The organism is Janthinobacterium sp. P210006, from assembly GCF_036231885.1.
GTDB classification, from domain to species: Bacteria; Pseudomonadota; Gammaproteobacteria; order Burkholderiales; family Burkholderiaceae_D; genus Janthinobacterium; species Janthinobacterium violaceinigrum.
Genome location: NZ_JAZARD010000001.1, coordinates 1,153,773 through 1,178,020, shown reverse-complemented (window position 1 = coordinate 1,178,020; position 24,248 = coordinate 1,153,773). Strand labels below are relative to the sequence as shown.

The window sequence follows — 24,248 nt, the reverse complement described above, 5'->3', positions numbered from 1 at the left end:
GATGCGCAGCATAGCCTATGAATTGGCGGCCGTCGCAGCCGTCGCCGGCCCGACACTAACCAAGCAAGAGCTAGAAACCAGAGCGTTTCTCGCCGAAATGGACGTTGTGTCCGCGCAGATCAATGCAACGCCACGCGAACAGCGCATGGAACGCTCTGCGGCTGTGCTGGCGATGATCACCACACCGGCAGACGTCGAGGCTATCCGCGCCGCCTACTGGACGCGCGTACCGATGGCCGCTCGCATGGTAGCTGTCATGTCGGCGCGCTTACCAAAAGAGCGCGCCAGCGATGCCCTGTGTAAGTTCGATGCGCTGGAACGCGGCCGCATCTGGTGCGAGGTAGCCAAGTTGCGCGCCAATCTTGAGGTGGTGCAAAAGTGCATGAACGGCGGGCGCATGCCTGGCGCCACCGGCAAGGCGCATTGATGCTTTCCATGGGAATTCCGTCACGCATGGCCGCCGCCGTGCAGCGCATGTTCGGCGGCCTGAACGTGCCGCGTCAGCGTGTGGTCGATGCCGTGCTTGCCGACAATCAGCGCCTGCCGCTGGCCGACAGCAACGGCGCCATGACTGGCCCGGGCGCAATCTCAGTGGCCGCATTGCAGGCTGCACGCGAGTGCTACGAGGTTTGCTCGAGCCTGCACGATGAGCACGCCATCAAGGCGAGGATTGACACGATATGCAGCCGTCGCGGCGTCAAGTCGCCAGTGGCGGCAACGATAGGCGGCTACATCGCACGCGCAGCAGATCATGCGTGGTGGCGCCGCGCACTGCGCAAGGAACTAATGCGGCGCTTCGAGCATACGTCGATTCAGCTGGGCTTGACCTACGTGCGCGCCGATCCTTATGTCAGCCGTGAAACGTGCCTGGCACAAGCGGCGCAAAACGAAGCAAACAAAAAAGCGCTGGCGGCCGTCACGGCCACCAATGAAAACGGCGACGTCTACAGCCTGGCCGAACTGGCCGAGCTGGGCATGGGCAATAAAACCCTGCGCCGCGGCGAATTGATGCTGCGCATTCGCGGCTTTGAGGAGGTGGCCGACAAGATGCGCCACGTTGGCATGTTTTGGACGATCACATGCCCCAGCAAATACCACTCGGTGGGGGGCACGAACGCGAAGTACGCGGAATTCGGCAGTCCGACGCCGCGCGCGGCGCAGGCGTATCTGGTCAAGGTGTGGTCCGCCATCCGTTCCGCGCTGCACCGTCGCGGTATCCAGCCCTACGGCTTCCGCATCGCTGAGCCGCACACGGACGGGTGCCCGCACTGGCACATGCTGCTGTTCGTCGCGCCTGAGCATCAGGCAACCATGGAAGCGGTCATTCATGCCTACGCCATGCGCGAGGATGGCGACGAGCCAGGCGCCATCAAAAACCGCGTCAAGCTGGTGCGGATTGAGGCGGGGAAGGGCACGGCGGCGGGCTATATCATCAAGTACGTCTGCAAAAGCATTGATGGCGCAGGTGTGGGCGATCACAAGGCATTCGAGGATGGCCGTACTTACGTCATCGTGCCGGATATGTTCGACAAAAAGGAATTCACGGCATCCCAGCGCGTCACCTATTGGGCGCAGGTGCACGGCATTCGCCAGTTTCAGCAGATAGGCGGCGTGCCAGTGGGCGTGTGGCGCGAGTTCCGCCGACTGTCGGAGGAGTCGGTGCGCAATGCACCTGAGCCTATCCGCGAGGCGTACCAGGCTGCGCAGAAAGTCGAGTCCGAAAATCCCGCCATCGCCCAGCGCGCCGACTTCGCCCGATTCATATGGGCCATGGGCGGCCCCACGTGTGGCCGCAGCGCGACGATCAGGCTGGCGACAAGGGACGAGGACGTTGAGGGGCGATATGAACAGGTCGAGGCGCACAGGCCGGTAGGCGTGTATTTGGCGGCGCAGCCGCATGCGGTCTACGAGTCCACCCGCTACCGCTGGACGATAGACCGAGCCGGGGTGGCCCTTGCCGTTCCTCGGACTGGTGTAAATAAGTATACGCAGGCCCCGAAAGCGCCGGCGGTCGTAGTGCCAGAAAACAAAAAATTCACTCCGTCCTTCAACGCTGGACGGAGTTTTGATAGGGAGGGCGCGCCATGCGCCCGGATTGATAACGAAGCCATCTACCTGCACCACAAAAAACGGCAGCCAGGCGGGCCAAGCGCGCATTTGGCGCATCTGCAACGCAAATATAAAAAGGAGTGATACCCATGCAAACACCAGAATTATCTCGGTCGGTCTCCATTGGCGACCGCGTGACATTCGACACCGACGAAGGCTACCAGGCCGGCACCGTCAACGACCTGCGCCGCGACGTGGGCAATGGGGAGCTGCACGCCTGGGTGGAGGTGGACCACCAGTGGTCTGGCGTCTTCCGAGCGGTCCCTATTACGGCGCTGCAGTCTGCAAGAGCTGCTGCGCCGAATGCGGTACTCGCAAGTTGAGGCTATCCCGGTGAGCGCTTTTTACAACGAAATTGACCACTACGCAGCCACCTGGCTGCGCAACCTGATAAAGGCCGGCCACATAGCGCCGGGAATTGTCGATGAACGATCGATCGAAGATATTTGTCCCGACGAGCTCGTCGGCTACACGCAATGCCACTTTTTCGCTGGCGTTGGAGTTTGGTCCTATGCTCTTCGTCGCGCAGGATGGGACGACGCGCGACCAGTCTGGACAGGAAGTTGCCCGTGCCAGCCTTTCAGCACGGCAGGCAAAGGAACTGGGTTTGATGACCAGCGGCACCTGTGGCCAGCGTTCCAGCACCTTATCAGCGAGTCGCGCCCTGCAGCAGTCTTTGGAGAGCAGGTTGCAGGCAAGGACGTCGATGCTTGGATCGACCTTGTACAGGATGACCTGGAAGCCTTGGGTTACACCTTCGGGGCGGTCGCGTTCCCGTCTGCGAGCATCGGCGCGCCGCACATCCGCGACCGAACCTACTGGGTGGGTTACGCCAACGACACGGGACCACAAGGATACGCCCGGCATGGTCGCCCAGCGAGACGGCAAGGACCGGGTCGATCAGTTGCCGCGTCAGGCGTATCTGGCGGGCTGGCCAACGCCACAAGCGAGCGACTCGACGGGCGGAGGACAGGCCTGCCGGGCGATGGGTTCAACACGGCACGGCTCCAATTTGAACGACTTTGCGATGCTGGCCATGGAGTCCCCGGCCCGGTTAACGGCCTTTGGCGATCTGCTGACTGGCTCACATGCCGGGATGGAAAGTGGCGGCCAGTTGAACCCGGCACATTCCCGCTGGCTCATGGGGCTCCCGCCAGAGTGGGACGCCTGCGCGCCTACGGCAACGCGATCAACGCAGAGCAAGCGCGCATCTTTATCGAATCAGTAATGGAGACAGAATGACCAGACCAATCTATGTTGACCTCCCAGCGGTATCGGGACTGGTTACGCTGGCTACAGCAACGATCCAGCGCCTGGTGAGGGAAAACGCATTTCCGAAGCCACGCCAGCTCTCACCAAATCGTGTCGCATGGTTGATGCGTGAAATAGAGGAATGGGCGGAAGAACGTCCAATTTCAGACATTCCACCACCAGCTAATACCAGCAGGCAAAAATAGAGTTATCGAGCCAATATTTCCAGGTGCGTATCGAGTCGGCCCAGCCACTCTCTGCGCTCCTGGTCGTAGGCGTGCCTGTTGTAGACGCCTACGACGCCCTTCTTCATATGACCAAGCACCGCCTCGGCAACCTCCTCCGGACATCCCAGTATTGCTAGCTGCGTGCGGCAGCTGCGTCGCAAATCATGCGGCGCCCAGTTTGTTACCGGCAGTCGTGGACGAAGGTCGTCCGGTTTCGTTGCGCTGTACGGCATAGAAACCCAAACCGCACAACCCACCGATTTTTGCTCCATGTAACCCACCTTTCCATACGACTCAAAAAGGTATTTTCCTTTTACTAGCCCCATACGGCGGCGTACCACAACCTCCGCCCGGCCGACCAGTGGAACACGCAGATCTGTAGCATGCTCACGCCATGAATTCTTGGTCTTCGCTTTTGGAATCGTCCACCAAAGTCCGTCAGCCTCTTCGCTGATTTCGGTGACTTCCATGGCCATAATTTCCGACCCGCGAGTGCAAGTCCACAAGTAGAGTGTCAATGCATCACACACCGTCTTTGAAAAATTTGGAAGCCACTTGATCAAGGTGGCCAACTCCTCAGCGCTCAACACACGCTTAACTGGCCCGGCCTGGACGCCTTGCACCACTCGCCCCTTGCTTCGCAACTTGCCACGCATTATCAGGCGCCACCAGTTTGGCACGGTATCAGGCAGGCGCCCTGCATCGTGGACGTAGTCCCAAGCGGAGCCAAGCTCAGCTCGTAGCTTGGCGGCCTGGACGGGAATATGCGCAAAGCTCTCTATCAGGTCGAAGGCATCGGAGCGAGAAACCTCTGCTGCGGGCATGTCGCCAAAATCGCCCAGCATCGTCTCGAACATCCGCACCACTTCCTTGACACCTTTTTCGCCGCGATTACGCGACAGGTGGCCAGCCACGTACATGTCCGCCACACGCCGGACCGTCAGCAACGTCTTTGCTTTGCGCTCACGCTCTGCCTCCGTAGCCTTGCGCGACTGCTCGCGTACCTCGCGCTTGTCGACGGCCAGATCGACGCCAGCACTGCGCGCCCCCCGCAAGCGCTCCCACTCAACAGTCGCGGCAGCCAAGGAAATCGCAGGCCATTCGCCAATCTTGGTTTGCCGCATGCGCCCATCGAGCGGGCTTTTATACCGATAAATCCATGATCTCTTGGATTTCGTAGCCTCAAGTCGCAGCCCTGGGCAGTCGGAAATGGTAAAGTGTTGGCCAGCCGCGAGCAGCTTTGCCGCTCTTGCATCAAATTGCATTGTCATCTCACTCAGCGTAGGTCCAGCGTAGCTTTTTACCAGCTCTAGGAACAATAAACGGCTTTTTGGCGTAACTCTTTAAAATTGAGCAATTTAGCTACGCCAAAACATGAAGTGAGATGATATGCGGTGATATGTATAGATGCAATAGAGCGAATACCATCCCGCCAGAACAACGAAATAAATCAAAGACTTACAGATGAATATGCAGTCAAATCAAGAGCTTGCGAAAATCCAGAAAAGCAAACTCACGCCCATGATGCAGCAATATTTAGGCATCAAGGAAAACCACCCGACGATGCTGGTGTTCTACCGCATGGGCGATTTCTACGAGCTGTTTTTCGAGGATGCGGAAAAAGCCTCGCGCCTGCTGGGCATTACCCTGACGGCGCGTGGCGTGGCCAGCGGCAACCCCATCAAGATGTGCGGCGTGCCGTTTCATTCGCTGGACGGTTACCTGGCCAAGCTGGTCAAGCTGGGCGAGTCGGTGGCCATTTGCGAACAGATCGGCGACCCGGCCACCAGCAAGGGCCCCGTCGAGCGCAAGGTCATGCGTGTCGTCACGCCCGGCACCCTGACGGATGCGGACTTGCTGCCAGAAAAGGCCGAGCGCCCGCTGCTGGCCATGTGCAGCATCACGCAGCGCAAAACGGTGACCACAGGCCTGGCCTGGCTGTCGCTGGCCAGCGGCGCCTTGAAGCTGATGGAGTTTTCCGGCGACAGCGCCACCGTGGCCGTGCGATTGCAGCAGGAACTCGAACGCATCGTGCCCGCCGAAATCCTGAGCGGCGACAATGGCAGCCTGTTCGACGACTACGCGGGCACGCACATCAACCGCGTGCCGGACTGGCATTTCGACGTGGTGGGCGGCCACAAGGCCCTGCTCGACCAGCTGGGCGTGGCAACCTTGACGGGCTTTGGCGCCGATGGCCTCGGCGCCGCATTCGGCGCGGCCGGCGCCCTGCTGCGCTATGCGCAATCGACGCAGGGCCGCGGCTTGCAGCACGTGCGCTCCTTGACGACGGAAACGGAAAGCGAATTCATCGGCCTGGACGCAGCCACGCGGCGCAACCTGGAGCTGACGGAAACCATCCGCGGCCAGGAATCGCCCACCTTGTTCTCGCTGCTCGATCATTGCCGCACGGCCATGGGTTCGCGCATGCTGCGCCACTGGCTGCACCATGCGCGGCGCGACCAGAACGTGGCCCGCGCGCGCCATGAAGCGATCGCCGCGCTGGCGCAAAGCGAAGCGGCGGGGCCCCTGGCCGCCACCCTGGCGCAAGTGCCCGACATCGAACGCATCACCACGCGCATCGCGCTGCTGTCGGCCCGTCCGCGCGACCTCGCCGCCCTGCGCGACGGCCTGCTGCAGCTGCCGGCCCTGCGCGGCGACGTCGTGCGCTGCTACAGTGGTGAACAATGCGGCCAGGGCGGCGAATCCGGCTTGCTGGCCGCCATCCACGGAGCGCTGGCCACGCCGACCGCCTGCCTGGACTTGCTGGTGCGCGCCGTGGCGCAGGAGCCGGCTGCCATGGTGCGCGACGGCGGCGTCTTTGCCACCGGCTTCGACGCGGAACTCGACGAACTGCGCGCCCTGTCGGAAAATGCGGGCCAGTTCCTGCTCGACCTGGAAACGCGCGAACGCGCACGCACGGGCATCGCCAACCTGCGCGTGGAATACAACAAGGTGCACGGCTTCTACATCGAAGTCACGCACGGCCAGACGGACAAGGTGCCGGACGACTACCGCCGCCGCCAGACCCTGAAAAACGCGGAACGCTACATCACGCCCGAACTCAAGGTGTTCGAAGACAAGGCCCTGTCGGCGCAAGACAAGGCCCTGGTGCGCGAAAAACTGCTGTACGACCTGCTGCTGGCCGAGCTGGCGCCGCACATCGGCACCTTGCAGACCATCTCGCAGGGCCTGGCCCAGCTCGACACCCTGAACGCGCTGACGGAACACGCGCAGCAGCACAACTGGGCCGCGCCGCAGCTGGTCGACGAGCCGTGCATCAACATCGTCGAAGGCCGCCACCCCGTGGTGGAAAAGCAGATCGAGCGTTTCATCGCCAACGATTGCCGCTTCGTCAACGAGCGCCGGCTGCTGCTGATCACCGGTCCGAACATGGGCGGTAAATCGACGTTCATGCGCCAGGTGGCCTTGATCACCCTGCTGGCCTACGTGGGCAGCTACGTGCCGGCCGCTTCCGCCACCATCGGCCCCATCGACCGCATCTTCACGCGCATCGGCGCCACCGACGACCTGGCGGGCGGACGCTCGACCTTCATGGTGGAAATGACGGAGTCGGCGGCCATTCTGAACGGTGCCACCGAGCATTCGCTGGTGCTGATGGATGAAGTGGGCCGCGGCACCTCGACCTTCGACGGCCTGGCGCTGGCGTGGGCCATCGCGCGCCATCTGATCGATACCAGCCGTAGTTTCACCCTGTTTGCCACGCACTACTTTGAGCTGACGCAACTGCCGGACAGTCACCCGAGCGCCGCCAACGTGCACCTGTCCGCCGTCGAGCACAAGGACAGCATCGTCTTCCTGCACGCCGTGCAAGCCGGTCCCGCCTCGCAAAGCTATGGCTTGCAGGTGGCGCAGCTGGCTGGCGTGCCGCAGCCCGTGATCAAGGCGGCGCGCAAGCACCTGGCGCGCCTGGAAGCGCAGGCGCTCGACGCCACGCCGCAGCGCGACCTGTTCGCGCTGCCCTCCGCCGATCCGTATGCGCAAGAGGAAGAAGAGGAAGCGGCAGCGCCGCTGGCCGCACTGAACGCGGCGCAGCAAGCCCTGCTCGACGCCATCGCCGACCTCGATCCCGATGCGCTCACGCCGCGCGATGCGCTGGAACAGCTGTACCAGTTGAAACGGCTGGCCGCCGCATGACCACGCGGCACGGCACCTGGCGCTTGCTGGCCGCCGGCTTGCTGGCTGCCAGCCTGCCATGGCAGGCGGCGTTGGCCGGTCCGGGCGACCAGGCCGGCTTCGAGTTTGCCGTGCTGGGCCATTCCTTCAATGCGGGGCCGGACGACGGCCCCCTGAAAAAAGCCATCGCCGACACCAGCGCCTTCAATGCCTCGTTTGTCGTAGCCACCGGCATCAAGGCCGCCAGCGAATCGTGCAGCGACAAGCTGTACAGCCAGCGCAAGGAAGTGCTGGACGCCAGCGGCCCGCCGCTGATCGTCTCGCTGTCGGCCAGCGACTGGGCCAACTGCCGCAATTCGCGCGGCAGGGTCAACGCCATCGAACGCCTGAACCGCTTGCGCGACGTGTATTTTGCCGATGACCAGAGCCTGGGCCAGCGCAAGCTGACCCTGTCGCGGCTGTCCTCGACGGCAAAGTTCCGCAGCTATGCGGAAAATGCCCATTGGGAATACGGCGGCGTGCTGTTTGCCACCATCAACCTGCCCGCGAATAACAACCATTTCCTGCCGGAAGCGGGACGCAACAGCGAGTTCGAAGACCGCCTGGTCGCCAACCGCTCCTGGCTGCAGCGCTTGTTCGCCATGGCCCAGCGCAAGCAGCTCGACGGCATCGTGCTGTTTTCCGATGGCGAGGTGGGCGTGCTGGACGAAGACGACAGTTCGCTGCTGCCCAGCTTCAGCTCGAAACAGGATGGCTTTGCCGGACCGCGCAAGCAGATACGCACCCTGGCAAAGAAATTCAGCGGCAAGGTCTTGCTGGTCGATACGCAGCGCGCTGGCGATGCGGATGGCAAGGAAGGAAAGAGCAAAAAGGCCGCAGCCAGGACAGGCGGGCCGAAAATCAGCTGGAAAGGCAACCTGGGCCACGTCAGCATCGACAACGACTGGTCCGCCATCGCCGTACGGCCCGGCAAGACCCCATTCTTTGAGGTGCGTCAACGCGCTACCCGCCCTTCGGCGCAGGCGCGCGCCAGGGCGTCGACTGTGCGCCGTTAGCGCATAAGCAAACAGGCCGGCATGTAGCCGGCCTGTTTTCATTCAAGCAGCGTCACGCCCAACAGACGTCACGACGCCTGACAGAACCGTAGCGAGCGGCAGTGATTTGTGGCCGAGAAGCGCAACCGTACTCTAGTACGGTGAGCATCGCCGGCCGCGCCCCGCTGCGCGCAGCAGGTTTGCTCAGGTGTTAGTGAATAGGGTGGGTGCGGAAGTGATCGCCCTCTTCGCCGTCATCTTCGTCATCGCCATGGTCATGGCCGTGTGCGCCATGCACGTGGCCATGGGCGATTTCTTCTTCGGTGGCTTCGCGCACGTCAGCGACGGTCAGCGAGAAGCGCAGCGCGATGCCGGCCAGTGGATGGTTACCGTCCAGCACGACCTTGTCGTCGGCGATATCGGTGACCGTGAAGATCATCGCCTCTTCGTCCGGCGAATCGCTTTCCGGCATGCCTTCGAACTGCATGCCCACTTCCAGCGGCTCAGGCAGGCGATTGCGTGGCTCGACCTTGACCAGGGCTGGATCGTATTCACCGAAAGCATCATCCGGTTCGATCTGGATCGTGTTGGAATAGCCAACTTCCTTGCCGTCGAGCTCTTCTTCGATCTTCGGCAGGGTGTTTTCATAATCACCGTGCAGGTAGACCATCGGCTGACGGCCGTCTTCGATCAGATTGTCTTGCGCGTCTGACAGTTTGTAGTTGACAGTCACGACCGTATTTTTGGCAATCTTCATTATGCTTCCTTTCATTGTATAAGCTGGCAAATTATACCTTCACGCCGCCAACGGCAGGCGCATTCCTGCATTTCCGGTTGTTATAATGGGCGCATGAAAAAATTAACTCTCCTCGGCGATATCACGCCGGCGCAATTCCTGCGCGACTACTGGCATAAAAAACCCTTGTTGATCCGTCAAGCCGTACCTAGCTTCAAGGCGCTGTTCGATTTCAAGGCCCTGGCCGAACTGGCCACCCTGGACCACGTCGAATCGCGCCTGGTCAGCCATGCGGATGGCCACTGGAACATGCAGCAAGGTCCGCTGACCAGCCTGCCATCGCTGAAACAGAAGGAATGGACCCTGCTGGTACAGGGCGCCAACTTGCACAGCGCCAAGGCCGATGCCCTGCTGCGCCAGTTCCGTTTCCTGCCCGATGCGCGCCTGGACGACCTGATGGTCAGCTTCGCCACCGACGGCGGCGGCGTGGGCCCGCATTTCGATTCCTACGACGTGTTCCTGCTGCAAGGCCAGGGCAAGCGCCACTGGCGCATCGGCGCGCAGAAAGACCTGAGCCTGATCGACGGCTTGCCGCTGAAAATCCTCAGCAACTTCACGCCCGACGAAGAATTCACCCTGGAACCGGGCGACATGCTGTACCTGCCGCCCCACTACGCGCACGACGGCGTGGCCATCGGCGACTGCCAGACGTATTCGATCGGCTTCCGCTCGCCATCGTTCCAGGAACTGGGCGAAGCCTTCCTGCAATTCATGGCCGACTCGATCGACTTGCCGGGCATTTACAGCGATCCCGACCTGAAAGCGTCGGGCAAGCCGGCGGAAATCCCCCGCGAGATGCTCAGCACCATCACGGAAGAAATGAACAAGGTGCGCTTCACGGAAGAAGACGTGACCATCTTCCTGGGCGAACACCTGTCTGAACCGAAACACAATGTGTTTTTCACGCCGCTGTCCAAGCCGCTGACGGTGGGCCGCTTCGCGGACGCCGCACAGAAAAAGGGTGTCGTGTTGTCGCGCAAGACCTTGATGCTGTATCGTGGCAAGAACGTCTTCATCAATGGCGAATCGTTTGCCATTGGCAAGGCCGACAAAACGGCACTGGAAACCCTGGCCAACGAACGCGCCCTCGATGGCGCCGCCGTGGCCCAGGCTTCCGATGACGTGATGGATGCGTTATATACCTGGTATCAGGATGGCTGGATCGAACTGGCCTGAATGTCCGTTGCATAGCAAAGTGGTATTACAGTAGATGAAATAACAGCATCTGCGCTAGCGCAATGAAACATATTATTTTTATATCGTTTTGTCGCGCTTTCGCAAATCGCTTACACTTGCTTGCAATTTGCTTCGGCAAATATTGCGATATCACAAAATAGTTGCGAATTTGCCTCTTGCTCCTATTGCGACGCACCAAAAATCGCTATAATATTCGGTTAGGAAGTTTCCGTTGTCTGGCAGGCACCACCTGGTACGAAAAGCCTTCGAAGACGACCTAACGAGCGATAATTACCGGTAATTATTCATCGCAACAATATTGATTTATTTTTTGAAATAATTAAGGAAAACAAATGAAAAAATCCCTGCTGATCGCCTCCCTGATGGTTGTTGCTCTGGCTGCTTGCAGCAAAAAAGAAGAAGCTCCTGCACCAGCACCAGTAGTTGAAACCCCAGCACCAGCACCAGTAGTTGAAGCTGCTCCAGCTGCTGCTGCTGACGCTGCTGCTTCGGCCGCTACCGACGCTGCTGCTGCTGCTTCGGCTGCCGCTTCGGCCGCTACCGACGCTGCTTCGGCTGCTTCGGCTGCTGCATCGGCTGCTAAGTAATTTAGCACCCTGCACTAAAGAAAGCCGGCCTTTGGGCCGGCTTTTTTGCGTCCCCTGTTTTATCCCCGAGATAAAAGCCAGGACTCGGCAATAAAAAAGGCTGACCCGGTTTCCCGGGCCAGCCTTTTTAATGCGCAGCAGGTTCTGACGCCTGCCGCGTATATCGCGCTTACTTCAGCTGGTCATTCAGCAGACCCAGGATCTTCTCGGCCACTGGCGAGATATCGGGCTGGCCTTCATTGCTGAGGATGCTGACCAGGCTGGTCGAGCCATTGCCGGCCTTGACCAGGACGCGGTAGCGCTGCGCTTCCTTATCCTTGTCGGACGACGAGCCCCAGCTGAACAGTTTCGAGAAGAAACCATCTTTCTTGACTGCGTCCGGATCGACGTAACGCACGAAATACGTGCCTTGCGTGCGGTCGCGGTCTTCCACGGTGAAGCCGACACGGTCCAGCGCCAGGCCCACACGGCGCCAGGCGCGGTCGAAACCTTCATCGACTTCGATGGCGCGCGCCGGCGTGGCGGCATCGCCCACCAGCTTGGCGTGCTGCGGCTGCACGATGGCGGCGTCCACGGCCGTCTTCGCTTGAGCATCGTCGCTGGCCGCGCCCAGGCGCGTCATCAGCTTGGCCAGGAATTGCGCTTCCAGGCCCGGATCGTTCGGGCGCGCCGTCCAGGTGGTGGTTTCCTTGTCGCGGCCCGTAACGACCTCTTCCACACCGCGGTGGCTGATGTAGATTTCGGTCGAACCGTCCGCCAGGCGTTCCACGCGCGTGCGGAACTTGTCTTTTTCACCCGTCGAGTACAGCGAATCGAAGGCCTTGCCGATGGTGCTGCGGATAAAGTCCTGCGGCACCTTCGCGCGGTTCTCGTTCCACTCGGTTTCCATGATGCCAGCCGTCGGCTGGTCGATGGCGATGGTAAAGCCCGAATCTTCCCAGAACTGCTTGAGTTGCGGCCACAGCACTTCAGGCGACTGCTTGACGACCAGCCAGCGCTGGTTGCCCGCGCGCTCGACCTTGACGCCGCCTGCCGTGACGGGCACGACGCCCACCGTGCCGTCCGCGCCCACGACGACGGGCGTGCCCGCCGTGGCGTTGCGCTGCGCGTTGTAGCCGGAAGCCGTGGCCACGCCGTTTTTCGCATCCGGCAGCGAGTAGCGGTTGTCCTGCTGCAATTGCGTCAGGTCAGGCGGCACGTCCAGGGTGCCGGCTTTCTTGACCGACTTGTAGTCGACCTTGTCGCCGCCGACTACCGAACTGATCATGCCGCAGCCCGCGAGGCTGGCTGCGACGGCGCCGATGACGATGCCGCGGACGGCGATGGTGGCAGGCGCCGGTTTGGTTTTCTTGCAATTAGTCATGTCGTAACTGGATAAGAAGCTAAGTAGCAGCTGGAATCAGGGAAGGTCCGGACTGGTCAAGCCCGGGCTTAAAGGTTCGGCTTAAGACAGGATACCGGCGTCGCGCAAGGCATCGCGCACGGTGGCATGGCAATTCTCAGCCAGTGGCACCAGTGGCAAGCGTATGCCAGCCGGCATCAGGCCCATTTCGGCCAGCGCCCATTTGACGGGCACCGGGTTGGGCTCGACAAACAATTTCTGGTGCAAAGGGAAAACTTTGTTATTGATGGCAATGGCCGTGGCACGTTCGCCCGCCATGGCTGCCACGCACAGTTCGTGCATGGCGCGCGGCGCAACGTTGGCCGTCACGGAAATGTTGCCGTGGCCGCCGCAGAACATCAGCGCCATGGCCGTCGGATCGTCGCCCGAGTACACGGCGAAGTCCGCTGGAACCAGGCGCAGCAGGTCGATGCCGCGGCCGATATTGCCGGTCGCATCTTTCACGCCGACGATATTCGGGATGGCGGACAGGCGCACGATGGTCTCGTTGCTCATGTCGGCAACGGTACGGCCCGGCACGTTGTACAGGATGACGGGAATGTCGACGGCTTCGGCGATGGCCTTGAAGTGCTGGTACATGCCTTCCTGGGTAGGACGGTTGTAGTACGGCACAACTTGCAAGACAGCATCTGCGCCCGCTTCTTTCGCGTAGCGCGTCAGTTTGATGGCCTCGGCCGTGGAGTTGCCACCGGCGCCGGCGATGATAGGAATGCGTCCCTTGGCATGTTCGACGGTCAACTGGATCAGTTCGCAGTGTTCTTCCACGCTGACCGTTGCCGATTCGCCCGTCGTGCCAACGATGACGATGCCGTCCGTACCCTCGGTGATATGCCAGTCAATCAGCTTGCGCAGACCTGGAAAGTCCAGACTGCCGTCTGCGTGCATCGGGGTGACGATTGCTACAATGCTGCCCTTGATCATAGTAAGTTTATAGCGCCGATAAATAAAACAACGATTGTAGCGGATAGCCCGCGCCTGTGGTGCATTCTGACATAGTATGGCCGCTCAAAACGTTGGCAGCAGGGCTGCCAACCGTGGAAAATCCGGCCGGACGGCACAAATTCGTTGCACCAGAGCAGCTTTTGGCTGTTCCACGCGCCCATCCTCATACGCTACCACACGCAAGCCCTGCTGCACCGCCCAGGCCAGCATTTCGCCTTCCTTCAGCAGGAATTTCGGATTCGACGGCTTGCCGAACTGCTCATTGCCTTCAGCAAAGGTTTCATACAGCAGCACGCCATCGGGCGCCAGGCTGGCCACCATGGCTTCCAGCAAGGGCCGGTGCAGATAATTGGTGACGACGATGCCGGCAAAGCGGCCCGCAGCGAACGGCCACGCGGCGCCCGGCGCTTCCAGGTCCACCAGCGAGGTGGTGATGCCCGTGCCGGCCGCTTTTTCCAGCATTTCCGGATCGTGGTCGAGCGCGATCACGGGGTGGCCCAGGGTCACCAGGTGGCGCGCATGGCGGCCTGCGCCGCAGGCCAGGTCCAGCACTTCGCCGCCCGGGATCAATGGCGCCCAGCGGCGCAGCCAGCCGGAAATCGCTTCGGTTTCTATTGTTGGTTCAGTTACTTGCATCGCTACTTCCATCAATTATTTGCATACATCCAGTTGCGGGCATCAAGTCAACAGGGCCGTCAGGGGCGTGACCAGGGTGACAAAAATGCCGATGACAAATTCGATTGCCGCCAGCAGGGCGCGGTTCAGAATGCCCGTGTACATCAGCAGCACCAGGGCGCCGAACACGTACAGGCCATAGCGCTCGATGCTGGCGTAGGGACGCGCCAGCTGCATCGGCAGCAAGCCCGTCATGATGCGCCCGCCATCGAGCGGCGGCACGGGTATCAGGTTAAACACGAACATGGCCGCATTCACGCTGACGCCGGCACCGGCCATCTTGCGGAAAAACATGCCCATTTCCGTCGGCGGCAGCACGCTGAGCACGACGAAGGCGATCATCCAGCCCAGGCCCATGACGAAATTGGCGCCAGGGCCGGCAAACGCCACCCAGGCCATCTGCTTCTTCGGATTGCGCAGGCGGCTGAAATCGACGGGCACGGGCTTGGCATAGCCGAACGGCACCTGGATCGTGAAATACAGTATCAAGGGCAGCAGGATCGTGCCGAAAGGATCGATATGCCGGATGGGATTGAGGCTCAGCCTGCCCTCGTTCGACGCCGTGGGATCGCCGAAATAGCGGGCGGCGTAGCCGTGCGCCGCCTCATGCAGGGAAATGGCAAACAGCACCGGCACCAGGTACACCGCAACGGTCTGGACTATCGTATTGAAATCGCTCATGACCGCGATTCTACCAGAGGCGTCCTAGCCCCTTTCTTATGTTGTCATTAAGAACACCTGCCAAAACCTACTGCGCGTCGCGATTTGCGGCCTGCGATGCTCACTGTGCCAAAGCACAGTTGCGCTTCTTAGCCACAACTCGCTGCCGCTCGCTACAGTTTTGTCAGGCGTTGTAAAGATAGGTAAATGCAATCTCCTACAGACCCAGCACGGCCGGGTCGCCACGCCCCACGCGCACCACTTCCGGCTCCGGCCCCGTCAGGTCGATCACGGTGCTGGGGCCATGCGCGCAGACGCCGCCGTCGACGATCAGGTCGACCAGTTTTTCCAGGCGCTCGCGGATGGTGTCGGCGTCCGTCAGGCTGTCTTCGTCGCCAGGCAAGGTCAATGTGGCGCCCAGCAGCGGCTGGCCCAGCTCTTCCAGCAGGCATTGCACGATGCGGTGCTGCGGCACGCGCAGGCCGATGGTCTTGCGCGAAGGATGGCTGAGGCGGCGCGGCACTTCCTTGGTCGCTTCCAGGATGAAGGTGTAGGCGCCCGGCGTGGCCGCCTTGAGCAGGCGGAACTGGCGGTTGTCGACCCGGGCATACACGCCCAGCTCGCTCAAGTCGCGGCACAGCAAGGTTAAATGGTGCTTTTCATCCACGCCGCGGATGCGGCGCAGGCGCTCGACGGCGCCCTTGTCGTCGAGCTGGCACACCAGCGCGTAGCAGGAATCCGTGGGCAAGGCCACGACGCCGCCGGACTGGATGATCTGCGCCGCCTGCTTGATCAGGCGCAATTGCGGATTATCAGGGTGAATATGGAAAAATTGACTCATGTGTAAGCGTTCTGGCGAACCAGCTTGTTAAGTTAGCATTATTGTACGCCGCGCAGCGCGGCAATACGTTGCTCGATCGGCGGATGGGTGGCAAACAGCGCGCCCCAGCCGCCATTGCCGCCGCTGATGCCCAGCGCCTGCATCGATTGGGGCAGCTCGCCCGGCTGCACGCCGCCCAGGCGGGCCAGCGCATGCATCATCGGCGTGGGGCTGCCTAGCAGCTTGGCGGAACCGGCGTCGGCGCGGAATTCGCGCTGGCGCGAGAACCAGGCCACGATGATGGACGCGAGCAAGCCGAAGATCACTTCGCACACCATCACGGTGACGAAATAGCCGATGCCGCGTCCGCCGCCCTCGCGGTTGTTATTTTTCAGCAGCACATTGTCGACAAAGAAACCCACCACGCGGGCCATGAAGACGACAAAGGTATTCACCACGCCCTGGATCAGGGTCAGGGTGACCATGTCGCCATTGGCCACGTGGGCGATCTCGTGGCCCAGCACGGCTTCGACTTCATCGCGGTTCATGCTTTGCAGCAAGCCGGTGGACACGGCCACCAGCGCCGAATTCTTGAAGGCGCCCGTGGCAAACGCATTCGCGTCGCCTTCGTACACGGCCACTTCCGGCATGCCGATGCCGGCCCGCTCGGACAGCGCGCGCACGGTGTTGACCAGCCACAATTCCGTCGACGAGGTCGGGTTGTCGATCACGCGCGCCCCCGTGCTCCACTTGGCCATGGGTTTACTGATCAACAGCGAAAAGATCGACCCCGTGAAGCCCACCACCAGCGAAAACACGAGCAGGCTGCCCAGGTTCAGGGTACTGCCGCGCGCCGGATTGCCCACGCCCAGCAAGCTGAGGACGAGCGACAGCACCAGCATCACGGCCAGGTTGGTTGCAATAAAAAGGACGATACGTTTCATGGGCGATGGCTCCGGAAAACAAGAATAACTAAAAGATAAGTGTGCTGTCGCGACTTTTCAAGCCCGAGCACATCCTGCACTGAATGCCCAAGAAAATCGTCGCGAGCGGCAGTGATTTGTGGCCGAGAAGCGCAGCTGTACTTGAGTACAGCGCGCCGCGCAGCAGATTTTCAACGGTATTAGAACCAGTCGTGCCAGATCGGGGTGACGTTGGCTGGCAATGGCGGCAGCATGGCAAAATCCACGCGCGACTCGCCTGGCGCATGGAAGTCCGTGCCGCGCGAGGCAAGGAAGCCGTAGGCATTGGCCAGTTGCGCGTATTCCGGATACTGGTCCGGACTGTGGCTGCCCGTGACGACTTCGATGGCCACGCCGCCCAGCTGCTTGAATTCATCGAACAGCACGCCTTGCGCCATGTCGCTGAAGCGGTAGCGGCCCGGATGGGCAATGACGGCCACGCCGCCCGCGCCGCGTATCCAGCCCACGGCTTCGGTCAGGGTGGCCCAGCGGTGCTCGACATAGCCAGGCTTGCCTTCCGACAGGTATTTCTTGAACACGTCGGGGATATTCGCGCACTTCCCCGTTTCCACGATGTAGCGGGCAAAGTGCGTGCGCGACATCAGATCCGGGTTGCCGACGAATTTCAGCGCCCCTTCATACGCATCCGGGATGCCGGCCAGGTCCAGCTGGCGGGCGATCTCGCGGCCGCGCGCGTCGCGCCCCGAACGCGTGCGGTGCAAGCCCTGCACGAGACCCGGATTGTTTTCATCGACTTGCAGGCCCACGATGTGCACCGTTTCGCCGGCCCACGTGATGGAAATTTCCACGCCGGCCACGAAGCGCATGCCCAAGTCCAGCGCGGCCGTGCGCGCGGCGGCGACACCGGACACTTCATCGTGGTCCGTCAGTGCCCATACGTCGACGCCCGCCTTGCGGGCGTGGGCAGCCACGGCGGCCGGTGACAGCACGCCGTCGGAAATATTCGAATGACAATGCAGGTCGACTTTAAGCATGTGAAAACAATACCCTGCACGGGCTCAGCATGGAAGAAGTTTTCATTGTACGCTGCTTGCCCGATAAGGAAGTCGCGTTAGCGACACAGTTGCCCCGTGGCTTACTGCGCCAGGAAGGTTTCCACCAGGCGCGCCAGCGCTTGCGGCTGATCATGATGCAGCATATGGCCCGCATCCGCCATCATCTCGCAGCGCACATCCTTGATGCAGGCCAAACGCCGGTCGATCTCGATGCGCGCCTCGTCCTTTGGCCCCATCCATTGCCACATATTTGTATCGTCGGCCTCCACCCACAGCACGGGCGCCGTGATGCGGCGCCAGCACGCCATCACTTCTTCCACCTGGTACAGGATGGGATTGACGCGCTTGTGCTGCGGGTCGCCCATGATGTCCCACTCGCCCGCCTCGTTCTGCGCCGACCAATGCTCGGCCAGGAAGGCCGCGCGCGCGTCCGGCAGGCGCGGATTGGTCTTTTGCAGGCGCTCGGCCACGGCCTTTTGCGTGGGATAGCTGCGCATGGCGGGCGGCTCGCGCAATTCATCCAGCCACTTGGCGTAGCGGCCCGGCGCCTGCTCGGGCTTCGTCGCCATCATGCCGAAGCCTTCCAGGTTGATGAAACGGCTGATGCGTTCGGGCCGCACGCCCGCGTACAGGCCCGCCACGTTGGCGCCCATGCTGTGGCCCAGCAGGTTGACGGGCGCATCGGGCGAGTAATGCAGCAGCATGGCATCCAGGTCGGCCAGGTAGTCGGGGAACCAGTAGGTATCGGACTGCGTGTAGTCGCTCAGGCCAAAGCCGCGCCAGTCGGGTGCGATCACGTGCCAGTCGCCCGCCAGCTCGTCGACGACGAACTGGAACGAGGCAGCCACGTCCATCCAGCCGTGCACCATGAACAGGATGGGCGCGCCGTCGCGGCCCCAATGGCGCACATGCGTGCGGGCGCCGCGGATGTTGATGAATTCGGAACGGGAAAGTTTCATGGGTTTCATCTCATTGCCTGCCTTGAAAGTGGCGCGGATGGCGCCACATGCTGTGTCTGTAGATAATACGGATATAAAAGTACGACCGTTCGATAATTATAGCGGATCGGCGCCGGCCTTGGGCACGGCCATCAAGACTTGTCACGCAACAGCGTAAAATAGCGTACATTCCAGCGTCCGGCCGTGCCCGGCGCTTCCACCACCGCCACAGGCTAACGATGACACTCTACCAATTGGGCGACCATGCGCCGCAGATTGACGCTTCCGCTTTTGTTGCCGACACGGCCAATGTGATCGGCAAGGTCACGCTGGAAGCGAATACGTCCGTATGGTTCGGCGCCACGATCCGCGGCGACAACGAACGCATCACGGTGGGCGCCAACAGCAATGTGCAGGAAGGCGCCGTGCTGCACACGGACCCGGGCTACCCGCTGGACATCGGCCGGAACGTGACCATCGGCCACCAGGCGATGTTGCATGGATGCACTATCGGCGATGGCGCCCTGGTCGGCATCCAGGCCGTGATCCTGAACGGCGCGAAGATCGGCAAAGGCTGCCTGGTCGGCGCAGGCGCCCTGGTCACGGAAGGCAAGGAATTTCCCGACAATATGCTGATCATCGGCTCACCGGCGAAAGCCGTGCGGGCCCTGACGGCAGACGATATCACCAGGCTACAAGGCAACGCCGTGAACTATGTGCAGCGCGGCCAGCTATTTAATACGCAACTCAAGAAGATTGGATAAAAGAATGACGACTGAAACCACAGGCGCTGTCAGCGCAGCCCTTCCGGGCCAGGATACCCTGCAAAAGTTTATTTTCGACAATGCCGCCGTGCGCGGCCAGTTCATCGACGTCTCCGGTACCTGGCAGGAAGTGGTGTCGCGCCACGCCTACCCCACGGCCGTGAAAAAAGTGCTGGGCGAAATGGTGGCTGCCGCCGCCCTGCTGTCGGCCAACCTGAAATTCAACGGCTCCATCATCATGCAAATCCATGGTGACGGTCCCGTGCGCCTGATGGTGGTCGAGTGCGATTCCGACCTGCGCCTGCGCGCCACGGCCAAGCTGGACCCGGACGCCGCCATTGCCGACGTGGCCACCGTGCCGCAATTGCTCAACGCCACGGGCAAGGGCCGCTTCATCATCACCCTGGACCCGGCCGACAAGGTGCCGGGCCAGCAGCCGTACCAGGGCATCGTGCCGCTGGACGGCGACGACATGGCGACCGTGATCGAAAACTACATGTTGCGTTCGGAACAACTCGACACGCGCTTGTGGCTGGCCACGGACGACACCGTCTCGCGCGGCCTGCTGCTGCAAAAGCTGCCCCACCATGGCGGCAAGGCCGAAGCGACGCCCGTGTCGGAAGAAGACGCGCTGGACACATGGAACCGCGCCGTGATGCTGGCCTCGACCCTGAAAGAGGCGGAAATCCTGTCGACGGACATCGACACCCTGATGCAGCGCTTGTTCTGGGAAGAAACCATCCGCGTCTTCGATCCCCTGCACCCGAGCTTCCATTGCAGCTGCACGCGCGAAAAAGTGGGCAATATGCTCAAGATGCTGGGCGAGGAAGAAGTCAACAGCACCCTGGAAGAAGTGGGCCAAGTGGGCGTGAACTGCGATTTCTGCGGTCAGCACTATGAATTCGACAAGGTCGATTGCGCGCAGCTGTTCGTCACGGATGCACCGGCCGAGGTTCTCATCCCGCCAGCCGCCAGCATCAACTGATCATTACACTTTCGCAATGAATCTGCCGCGCCGCCCCTGAGGCGGCGCAATTGTTTCCGCTGTCATCTTCCCGTCATCAGTTCGTCATCAGCCCGTCACGCGCCGCCGTTACGCTGCGCAGCTTGTATTACTTCCAATACTTTCCACAGGCTGATGATGAACTCCCACTTGACGCTGGCCCTGCGCCGCCATTCCTTCCATGTTTTGCTGGGCGCTTGCGCCGCGGGCCTCTCCCTGCCTGCCCTGGCGCAAACGGCCGTGGCCGCCGCCGTGGCGTCCGCCGCCACCGACATGGCCGCTGCGGCCCCCGCTGCCGACGACAATGCCCCGATGGCCACCGTGGAGATTTCCTCGCGCAAGACGCGCTCCTCCGTGGCACTGAGCAAGAATGAAATCCAGAAAATCCTGCCCGGCACGAATCCCCTGAAAGCCCTGCAAACCTTGCCCGGCGTCAGCTTCCAGACGGCCGATCCATGGGGCAACAACGAGCAAAACCTGTCGCTGTTCGTGCACGGCTTTTCCGGTCAGCAACTCGGCTACACCATGGATGGCGTGCCGCTGGGCGACCAGCAATACGGCAACTACAACGGCCTGTCGCCGCAGCGCGCCGTGATCAGCGAAAACGTGCGCAGCGTCGTGCTGTCGTCGGGCGCGGGCGACCTGGCCACGGCCTCGACCAGCAACCTGGGCGGCACCATCGAAACCTATTCCAGCGACCCGCTGGCCACGCAGGGTGCCAGCGTGCAGCAAACGGTGGGCAGCCACCGCACCTCGCGCACGTTTGCCCGCTACGACACGGGCGCCTTCGGAGACGGCAGCAGCGCCTATTTCTCCATCCTGCACCACGAAGCGCGCGCCTGGGACTTCGATGCGCGCCAGGGCGGCGACCAGTTCAACGCAAAATATGTCAACCGCAGCGAGGCGGGCAAGCTGACCCTGTTCTTCAATTACTCGGACAAGATCGAGCCGAACGAAGACAGCACCGTGCACGTGGCGGGCGAAACGAGCGCGCCGTACACGCGCCCCTTCCTGTATCCGGACTTCAAGGCGGCCCTCAATTACCTGTCGCCCACGGGTGCCACGCCGGCCGCCGACGGCAACAACTACCGCAACTACTACAGCGATGCGCAGCGCACCGACTACCTGGCCTACGCCAAGTTCGACGCCAATCTGGGCGAAGGCACGACGTGGGCCAACCAGGTGTATTACCACAAGGATGACGGCGCGGGCGTGGTGGCCGGCCCCATCGGCGTGGCCGGCTTGCCGGGCCTGTTCAGCGTGTATTACCCGAACCAGAACCTGAAACAGGTGTTCGGCAACTCGGGCTATGCCGTGCGCACGACGGAATACGACATCAAGCGGGGCGGCTTCATTTCCACCTTGCGCAAGGAAATCGGCGAGCACCAGCTGGAAGCGGGCCTGTGGCTGGAACAGAACCGCTCTTCCGCCTACCGCCGCTGGTATGCGCTGGACGTGAACAACCCCACCTCGCCGTACGACCGCCCCAGCAATCCCTTGATCACGCAGTACGGCAGCGAGATCGACAACAAGGTGGTGCAGCTGCACCTGCAGGATGAGTGGCGCATCCGTCCCGATATCGCCCTGCAGGCCGGCTTCAAGTCCAGCCTGCAGTTTGCCGATGGCCAGTTCCCCGTGCAGCCGGCCAAGGGCGCCATTGCCGGCGGCTCGACGGCCTTGCCGGTCGGCACCATCAACACGAAGAAATGGTTCCTGCCGCAGGTCGGCGCGCGCTGGGACTTCACGCCGCAAGACCAGCTGTACTTCAATATCCAGAAAAACATGCGCCAGTTCGTCACCTACGGCGGCGGCGGCGCCTCGCCGTGGAGCTTGTCGAGCCAGGCCGCCTTCGACCTGTTCAAGCGCGACGCCAAGCCGGAAACGGCCCTCACCTATGAAGTGGGCGTGCGCGGCAGCCACCCGCTGAACCTGGGCGCCATCACGGCCATCGATGGCCAGGTCAACGTCTATCACGTCGATTTCAGCAACCGTTTGCTGCAGATCAGCCCGACGCCCGTGATTTCCTCCATCATTGGCGGCAACCCTGTGCTGGCCAACGTGGGCAGCGTGCGCACGGACGGCATCGACATCGCCGGTACCGTACACTTTGGCAACAATTTTTCGTTCTACAATGCCCTGTCGTACAACCGCTCGCAGTACGCGGACAATTACAACAATGGCGCCGCACTGGTGCTGACCGCCGGCAAGAACGTGCCGGGCTCGCCCGAGTGGCTGAACAAGTTCGTGGCATCGGCCACCGTGGGCGATATCGAAGTGCAGCTGACGGGAGACTATGTGGGCAAGCGCTACGCGACGTACACCAACGATTTGTCCGTGCCCAGCTATTTCCTGATGGGTCTGGGCGTGTCGGGTAAGCTGCCGGCCATGGCCGGCTGGCTGAAAAACCCGCGCTGGCGTGTCAACGTCAGCAACCTGGCCAACCGCGAAGGCTCCTTGAACGTGGTGGTGGGCGCGGCCGACAAGACATACAACACCTTCCCCATCGCCCCGCGCCAGGGCTTCCTGACCTTGACGGCAGATTTCTGATGCGTACACCTATCCTTCCGCAACGGCACTTCTCGCGCCGCAGCTTCGTCCAGGCGGCCGCCGGCGGCCTGGCCCTGGCCGCCGCGCCCGGCTTTGCCGCGGGCCTGTTGGCCACGCCACCATCGCGGCCGCTGGTGTTCGCGCACCGGGGCGCCAGCGCCCTGCGCCCCGAACACACCCTGGCCTCGTACGCCAAGGCCATCCTCGACGGCGCCGACTACGTGGAGCCGGACCTGGTGGCCACGCGCGACGGCATTCTGGTCGCGCGCCATGAAAGCAATCTGATCGACACCACCGACGTGGCGCGCCGTCCCGAGTTTGCGAGCCGGCGCGGCAAGAAGATGGTCGACGGCGAATGGCACGAAGGCTGGTTCGTCGACGACTTCACCCTGGCGGAACTGAAAACCCTGCGCGCCATCGAGCGGCTGCCGAAAGTACGCACCGGCAACACCTTGTACGATGGACAATTCCAGATCCCGACGTGGGAAGAAATCATCGATTTTGTTGCAGCGCAATCAGCGGCCAGCGGACGCGTCATCGGCCTCGTGCCGGAGCTGAAAAGCTCCACATATTTCCGCGATGCGGGCCTGGCGCTGGAAGACCGCTTCCTGTCGACCATGCTGGCGCACGAGTACACGCGCCGCGCGCCCATCGAAATCCAGTCCTTCGAAGTGGCGAATTTGAAATACTTGCGCGAGAAGCTGGGACGGCGCGCCAACGTGCGCCTGATGCAGCTGGTGGTGGGCGGCGATGTGCGCCCCATGGACGTGGCCAAGGCGGGCGGCAAGCTGACGTTCGGGCAAATGACGACGCCGGCCGGCCTGCGCGACATCGCCGCCTACGCGGACGTGGTGGCGCCGCCCACGCGGGGCGTGATCCCGCTGGGCGCCGATCAGCGCCTGGCCAAGCCCACGTCCATCGTCGACGATGCGCACCAGGCAGGCTTGCTGCTGCACACGTGGACCTTCCGCCCGGAAAACCGTTTCCTGGCGGCCGATTTCCGCGACGGCAATGGCGAAAATGCGCGCAACGAAGCGGGCTCCGTGGCGGAAATGCGCCGCTACATCGAGACGGGACTCGACGGTTTTTTCAGCGACGATCCGGGTTTGGGACGCATCGCCGCAGGATAAACATTTCGTAACAAATTCATTTCCAGGGCGTGGCCGGCGGCTACGCCCTTATTA

23 protein-coding genes are annotated in these 24,248 nt (G+C 61.9%); 13 read left to right on the top strand and 10 right to left on the bottom strand.

What is annotated here, in order from left to right; all coding sequences use genetic code 11:
• Position 1: 1 nt before the first annotated feature.
• Genes VPH41_RS05240 through VPH41_RS05220 form a run of 5 tightly spaced genes read left to right on the top strand, consistent with a single transcriptional unit; the run spans position 2 to position 3,566 of the window.
• Positions 2-427 (top strand): hypothetical protein, encoded by a 426-nt coding sequence (locus VPH41_RS05240; RefSeq protein ID WP_328569173.1) that lies wholly within the window; start codon positions 2-4, stop codon positions 425-427.
• Positions 427-2,193, top strand: coding sequence for a replication endonuclease (locus tag VPH41_RS05235; protein WP_328569172.1), 1,767 nt, complete (start codon positions 427-429; stop codon positions 2,191-2,193). Before VPH41_RS05240 ends, VPH41_RS05235 begins: the two co-directional genes overlap by 1 nt.
• 5 nt (positions 2,194-2,198) lie before the next feature.
• Positions 2,199-2,432 (top strand): hypothetical protein, encoded by a 234-nt coding sequence (locus tag VPH41_RS05230; protein ID WP_328569171.1) that lies wholly within the window; start codon positions 2,199-2,201, stop codon positions 2,430-2,432.
• Positions 2,433-2,442: 10 nt separating this feature from the next.
• On the top strand, positions 2,443-3,351 hold the full coding sequence (locus VPH41_RS05225) for a DNA cytosine methyltransferase (RefSeq protein ID WP_328569170.1): 909 nt from the start codon (positions 2,443-2,445) through the stop codon (positions 3,349-3,351).
• Complete coding sequence (locus VPH41_RS05220) at positions 3,348-3,566, top strand: helix-turn-helix transcriptional regulator (RefSeq protein WP_305056079.1); 219 nt, start codon at positions 3,348-3,350, stop codon at positions 3,564-3,566. The genes VPH41_RS05225 and VPH41_RS05220 overlap by 4 nt, the downstream gene beginning before the upstream one ends.
• 2 nt (positions 3,567-3,568) lie before the next feature.
• Here VPH41_RS05220 and VPH41_RS05215 read toward each other — a convergent pair whose 3' ends face one another.
• Positions 3,569-4,852 carry a tyrosine-type recombinase/integrase gene (locus VPH41_RS05215; RefSeq protein WP_328569619.1) on the bottom strand — a complete coding sequence of 428 codons (1,284 nt, stop codon included), beginning with the start codon at positions 4,850-4,852 and terminating at the stop codon, positions 3,569-3,571.
• Between the two features lie 256 nt (positions 4,853-5,108).
• Here VPH41_RS05215 and mutS point away from each other — a divergent pair, with 256 nt between their 5' ends.
• The gene (mutS, locus tag VPH41_RS05210) at positions 5,109-7,742 is read left to right on the top strand and encodes a DNA mismatch repair protein MutS (RefSeq protein ID WP_328569169.1); all 2,634 of its coding nucleotides are present in this window, start codon (positions 5,109-5,111) and stop codon (positions 7,740-7,742) included.
• Positions 7,739-8,776 (top strand): hypothetical protein, encoded by a 1,038-nt coding sequence (locus VPH41_RS05205; RefSeq protein ID WP_328569168.1) that lies wholly within the window; start codon positions 7,739-7,741, stop codon positions 8,774-8,776. The genes mutS and VPH41_RS05205 overlap by 4 nt, the downstream gene beginning before the upstream one ends.
• 190 nt (positions 8,777-8,966) lie before the next feature.
• Here VPH41_RS05205 and VPH41_RS05200 read toward each other — a convergent pair whose 3' ends face one another.
• Complete coding sequence (locus VPH41_RS05200) at positions 8,967-9,512, bottom strand: FKBP-type peptidyl-prolyl cis-trans isomerase (protein WP_152284147.1); 546 nt, start codon at positions 9,510-9,512, stop codon at positions 8,967-8,969.
• Between the two features lie 93 nt (positions 9,513-9,605).
• Here VPH41_RS05200 and VPH41_RS05195 point away from each other — a divergent pair, with 93 nt between their 5' ends.
• Positions 9,606-10,727, top strand: coding sequence for a cupin domain-containing protein (locus tag VPH41_RS05195; protein WP_328569167.1), 1,122 nt, complete (start codon positions 9,606-9,608; stop codon positions 10,725-10,727).
• A 353-nt stretch (positions 10,728-11,080) separates the two neighbouring features.
• Positions 11,081-11,335 (top strand): hypothetical protein, encoded by a 255-nt coding sequence (locus VPH41_RS05190; protein WP_043462404.1) that lies wholly within the window; start codon positions 11,081-11,083, stop codon positions 11,333-11,335.
• Between the two features lie 169 nt (positions 11,336-11,504).
• Here VPH41_RS05190 and bamC read toward each other — a convergent pair whose 3' ends face one another.
• The 8 genes from bamC to VPH41_RS05150 form a co-directional block, all read right to left on the bottom strand.
• Positions 11,505-12,698: an outer membrane protein assembly factor BamC gene (bamC, locus tag VPH41_RS05185; RefSeq protein WP_152284149.1), complete on the bottom strand. Its 1,194-nt coding sequence runs from the start codon at positions 12,696-12,698 to the stop codon at positions 11,505-11,507.
• An 81-nt stretch (positions 12,699-12,779) separates the two neighbouring features.
• Positions 12,780-13,658, bottom strand: coding sequence for a 4-hydroxy-tetrahydrodipicolinate synthase (dapA, locus tag VPH41_RS05180; protein WP_328569166.1), 879 nt, complete (start codon positions 13,656-13,658; stop codon positions 12,780-12,782).
• An 84-nt stretch (positions 13,659-13,742) separates the two neighbouring features.
• On the bottom strand, positions 13,743-14,315 hold the full coding sequence (locus tag VPH41_RS05175; protein WP_328569165.1) for a class I SAM-dependent methyltransferase: 573 nt from the start codon (positions 14,313-14,315) through the stop codon (positions 13,743-13,745).
• Between the two features lie 42 nt (positions 14,316-14,357).
• Positions 14,358-15,035 carry a site-2 protease family protein gene (locus tag VPH41_RS05170; protein ID WP_152258339.1) on the bottom strand — a complete coding sequence of 226 codons (678 nt, stop codon included), beginning with the start codon at positions 15,033-15,035 and terminating at the stop codon, positions 14,358-14,360.
• A gap of 196 nt (positions 15,036-15,231) precedes the next feature.
• Positions 15,232-15,855 (bottom strand): L-threonylcarbamoyladenylate synthase, encoded by a 624-nt coding sequence (locus VPH41_RS05165; RefSeq protein ID WP_077407642.1) that lies wholly within the window; start codon positions 15,853-15,855, stop codon positions 15,232-15,234.
• 38 nt (positions 15,856-15,893) lie between these two features.
• On the bottom strand, positions 15,894-16,778 hold the full coding sequence (gene htpX, locus VPH41_RS05160) for a protease HtpX (RefSeq protein WP_152284151.1): 885 nt from the start codon (positions 16,776-16,778) through the stop codon (positions 15,894-15,896).
• A gap of 179 nt (positions 16,779-16,957) precedes the next feature.
• Entirely contained in the window at positions 16,958-17,791 is an 834-nt protein-coding gene (locus VPH41_RS05155; RefSeq protein WP_328569164.1) for a 3',5'-nucleoside bisphosphate phosphatase, read from the bottom strand.
• A gap of 101 nt (positions 17,792-17,892) precedes the next feature.
• The gene (locus tag VPH41_RS05150) at positions 17,893-18,771 is read right to left on the bottom strand and encodes an alpha/beta fold hydrolase (RefSeq protein WP_287779039.1); all 879 of its coding nucleotides are present in this window, start codon (positions 18,769-18,771) and stop codon (positions 17,893-17,895) included.
• 218 nt (positions 18,772-18,989) lie between these two features.
• Between VPH41_RS05150 and VPH41_RS05145 the strand changes: the two genes are divergently transcribed.
• The 4 genes from VPH41_RS05145 to VPH41_RS05130 all read left to right on the top strand — a co-directional run bounded on the left by VPH41_RS05145 (position 18,990) and on the right by VPH41_RS05130 (position 24,194).
• Complete coding sequence (locus VPH41_RS05145; RefSeq protein ID WP_287779041.1) at positions 18,990-19,514, top strand: gamma carbonic anhydrase family protein; 525 nt, start codon at positions 18,990-18,992, stop codon at positions 19,512-19,514.
• 4 nt (positions 19,515-19,518) lie between these two features.
• On the top strand, positions 19,519-20,499 hold the full coding sequence (gene hslO, locus VPH41_RS05140; RefSeq protein WP_328569163.1) for an Hsp33 family molecular chaperone HslO: 981 nt from the start codon (positions 19,519-19,521) through the stop codon (positions 20,497-20,499).
• 153 nt (positions 20,500-20,652) lie between these two features.
• Positions 20,653-23,064: a TonB-dependent receptor gene (locus VPH41_RS05135; RefSeq protein ID WP_328569162.1), complete on the top strand. Its 2,412-nt coding sequence runs from the start codon at positions 20,653-20,655 to the stop codon at positions 23,062-23,064.
• Complete coding sequence (locus VPH41_RS05130; protein ID WP_152258332.1) at positions 23,064-24,194, top strand: glycerophosphodiester phosphodiesterase; 1,131 nt, start codon at positions 23,064-23,066, stop codon at positions 24,192-24,194. Before VPH41_RS05135 ends, VPH41_RS05130 begins: the two co-directional genes overlap by 1 nt.
• The last annotated feature ends 54 nt before the right edge of the window (positions 24,195-24,248 follow it).

Coding starts and splice junctions, on each gene's coding strand:
- VPH41_RS05200 (WP_152284147.1), bottom strand. CDS start 9,512: ATGAAGATTGCCAAAAATACGGTCGTGACTGTCAACTACAAACTGTCA.
- dapA (WP_328569166.1), bottom strand. CDS start 13,658: ATGATCAAGGGCAGCATTGTAGCAATCGTCACCCCGATGCACGCAGAC.
- VPH41_RS05150 (WP_287779039.1), bottom strand. CDS start 18,771: ATGAAACTTTCCCGTTCCGAATTCATCAACATCCGCGGCGCCCGCACG.
- VPH41_RS05205 (WP_328569168.1), top strand. CDS start 7,739: ATGACCACGCGGCACGGCACCTGGCGCTTGCTGGCCGCCGGCTTGCTG.
- VPH41_RS05230 (WP_328569171.1), top strand. CDS start 2,199: ATGCAAACACCAGAATTATCTCGGTCGGTCTCCATTGGCGACCGCGTG.
- hslO (WP_328569163.1), top strand. CDS start 19,519: ATGACGACTGAAACCACAGGCGCTGTCAGCGCAGCCCTTCCGGGCCAG.
- VPH41_RS05165 (WP_077407642.1), bottom strand. CDS start 15,855: ATGAGTCAATTTTTCCATATTCACCCTGATAATCCGCAATTGCGCCTG.
- VPH41_RS05190 (WP_043462404.1), top strand. CDS start 11,081: ATGAAAAAATCCCTGCTGATCGCCTCCCTGATGGTTGTTGCTCTGGCT.
- VPH41_RS05135 (WP_328569162.1), top strand. CDS start 20,653: ATGATGAACTCCCACTTGACGCTGGCCCTGCGCCGCCATTCCTTCCAT.
- VPH41_RS05155 (WP_328569164.1), bottom strand. CDS start 17,791: ATGCTTAAAGTCGACCTGCATTGTCATTCGAATATTTCCGACGGCGTG.
- mutS (WP_328569169.1), top strand. CDS start 5,109: ATGATGCAGCAATATTTAGGCATCAAGGAAAACCACCCGACGATGCTG.
- VPH41_RS05195 (WP_328569167.1), top strand. CDS start 9,606: ATGAAAAAATTAACTCTCCTCGGCGATATCACGCCGGCGCAATTCCTG.
- VPH41_RS05145 (WP_287779041.1), top strand. CDS start 18,990: ATGACACTCTACCAATTGGGCGACCATGCGCCGCAGATTGACGCTTCC.
- VPH41_RS05220 (WP_305056079.1), top strand. CDS start 3,348: ATGACCAGACCAATCTATGTTGACCTCCCAGCGGTATCGGGACTGGTT.
- htpX (WP_152284151.1), bottom strand. CDS start 16,778: ATGAAACGTATCGTCCTTTTTATTGCAACCAACCTGGCCGTGATGCTG.
- VPH41_RS05175 (WP_328569165.1), bottom strand. CDS start 14,315: ATGCAAGTAACTGAACCAACAATAGAAACCGAAGCGATTTCCGGCTGG.
- VPH41_RS05235 (WP_328569172.1), top strand. CDS start 427: ATGCTTTCCATGGGAATTCCGTCACGCATGGCCGCCGCCGTGCAGCGC.
- bamC (WP_152284149.1), bottom strand. CDS start 12,698: ATGACTAATTGCAAGAAAACCAAACCGGCGCCTGCCACCATCGCCGTC.
- VPH41_RS05130 (WP_152258332.1), top strand. CDS start 23,064: ATGCGTACACCTATCCTTCCGCAACGGCACTTCTCGCGCCGCAGCTTC.
- VPH41_RS05240 (WP_328569173.1), top strand. CDS start 2: ATGCGCAGCATAGCCTATGAATTGGCGGCCGTCGCAGCCGTCGCCGGC.
- VPH41_RS05215 (WP_328569619.1), bottom strand. CDS start 4,852: ATGCAATTTGATGCAAGAGCGGCAAAGCTGCTCGCGGCTGGCCAACAC.
- VPH41_RS05170 (WP_152258339.1), bottom strand. CDS start 15,035: ATGAGCGATTTCAATACGATAGTCCAGACCGTTGCGGTGTACCTGGTG.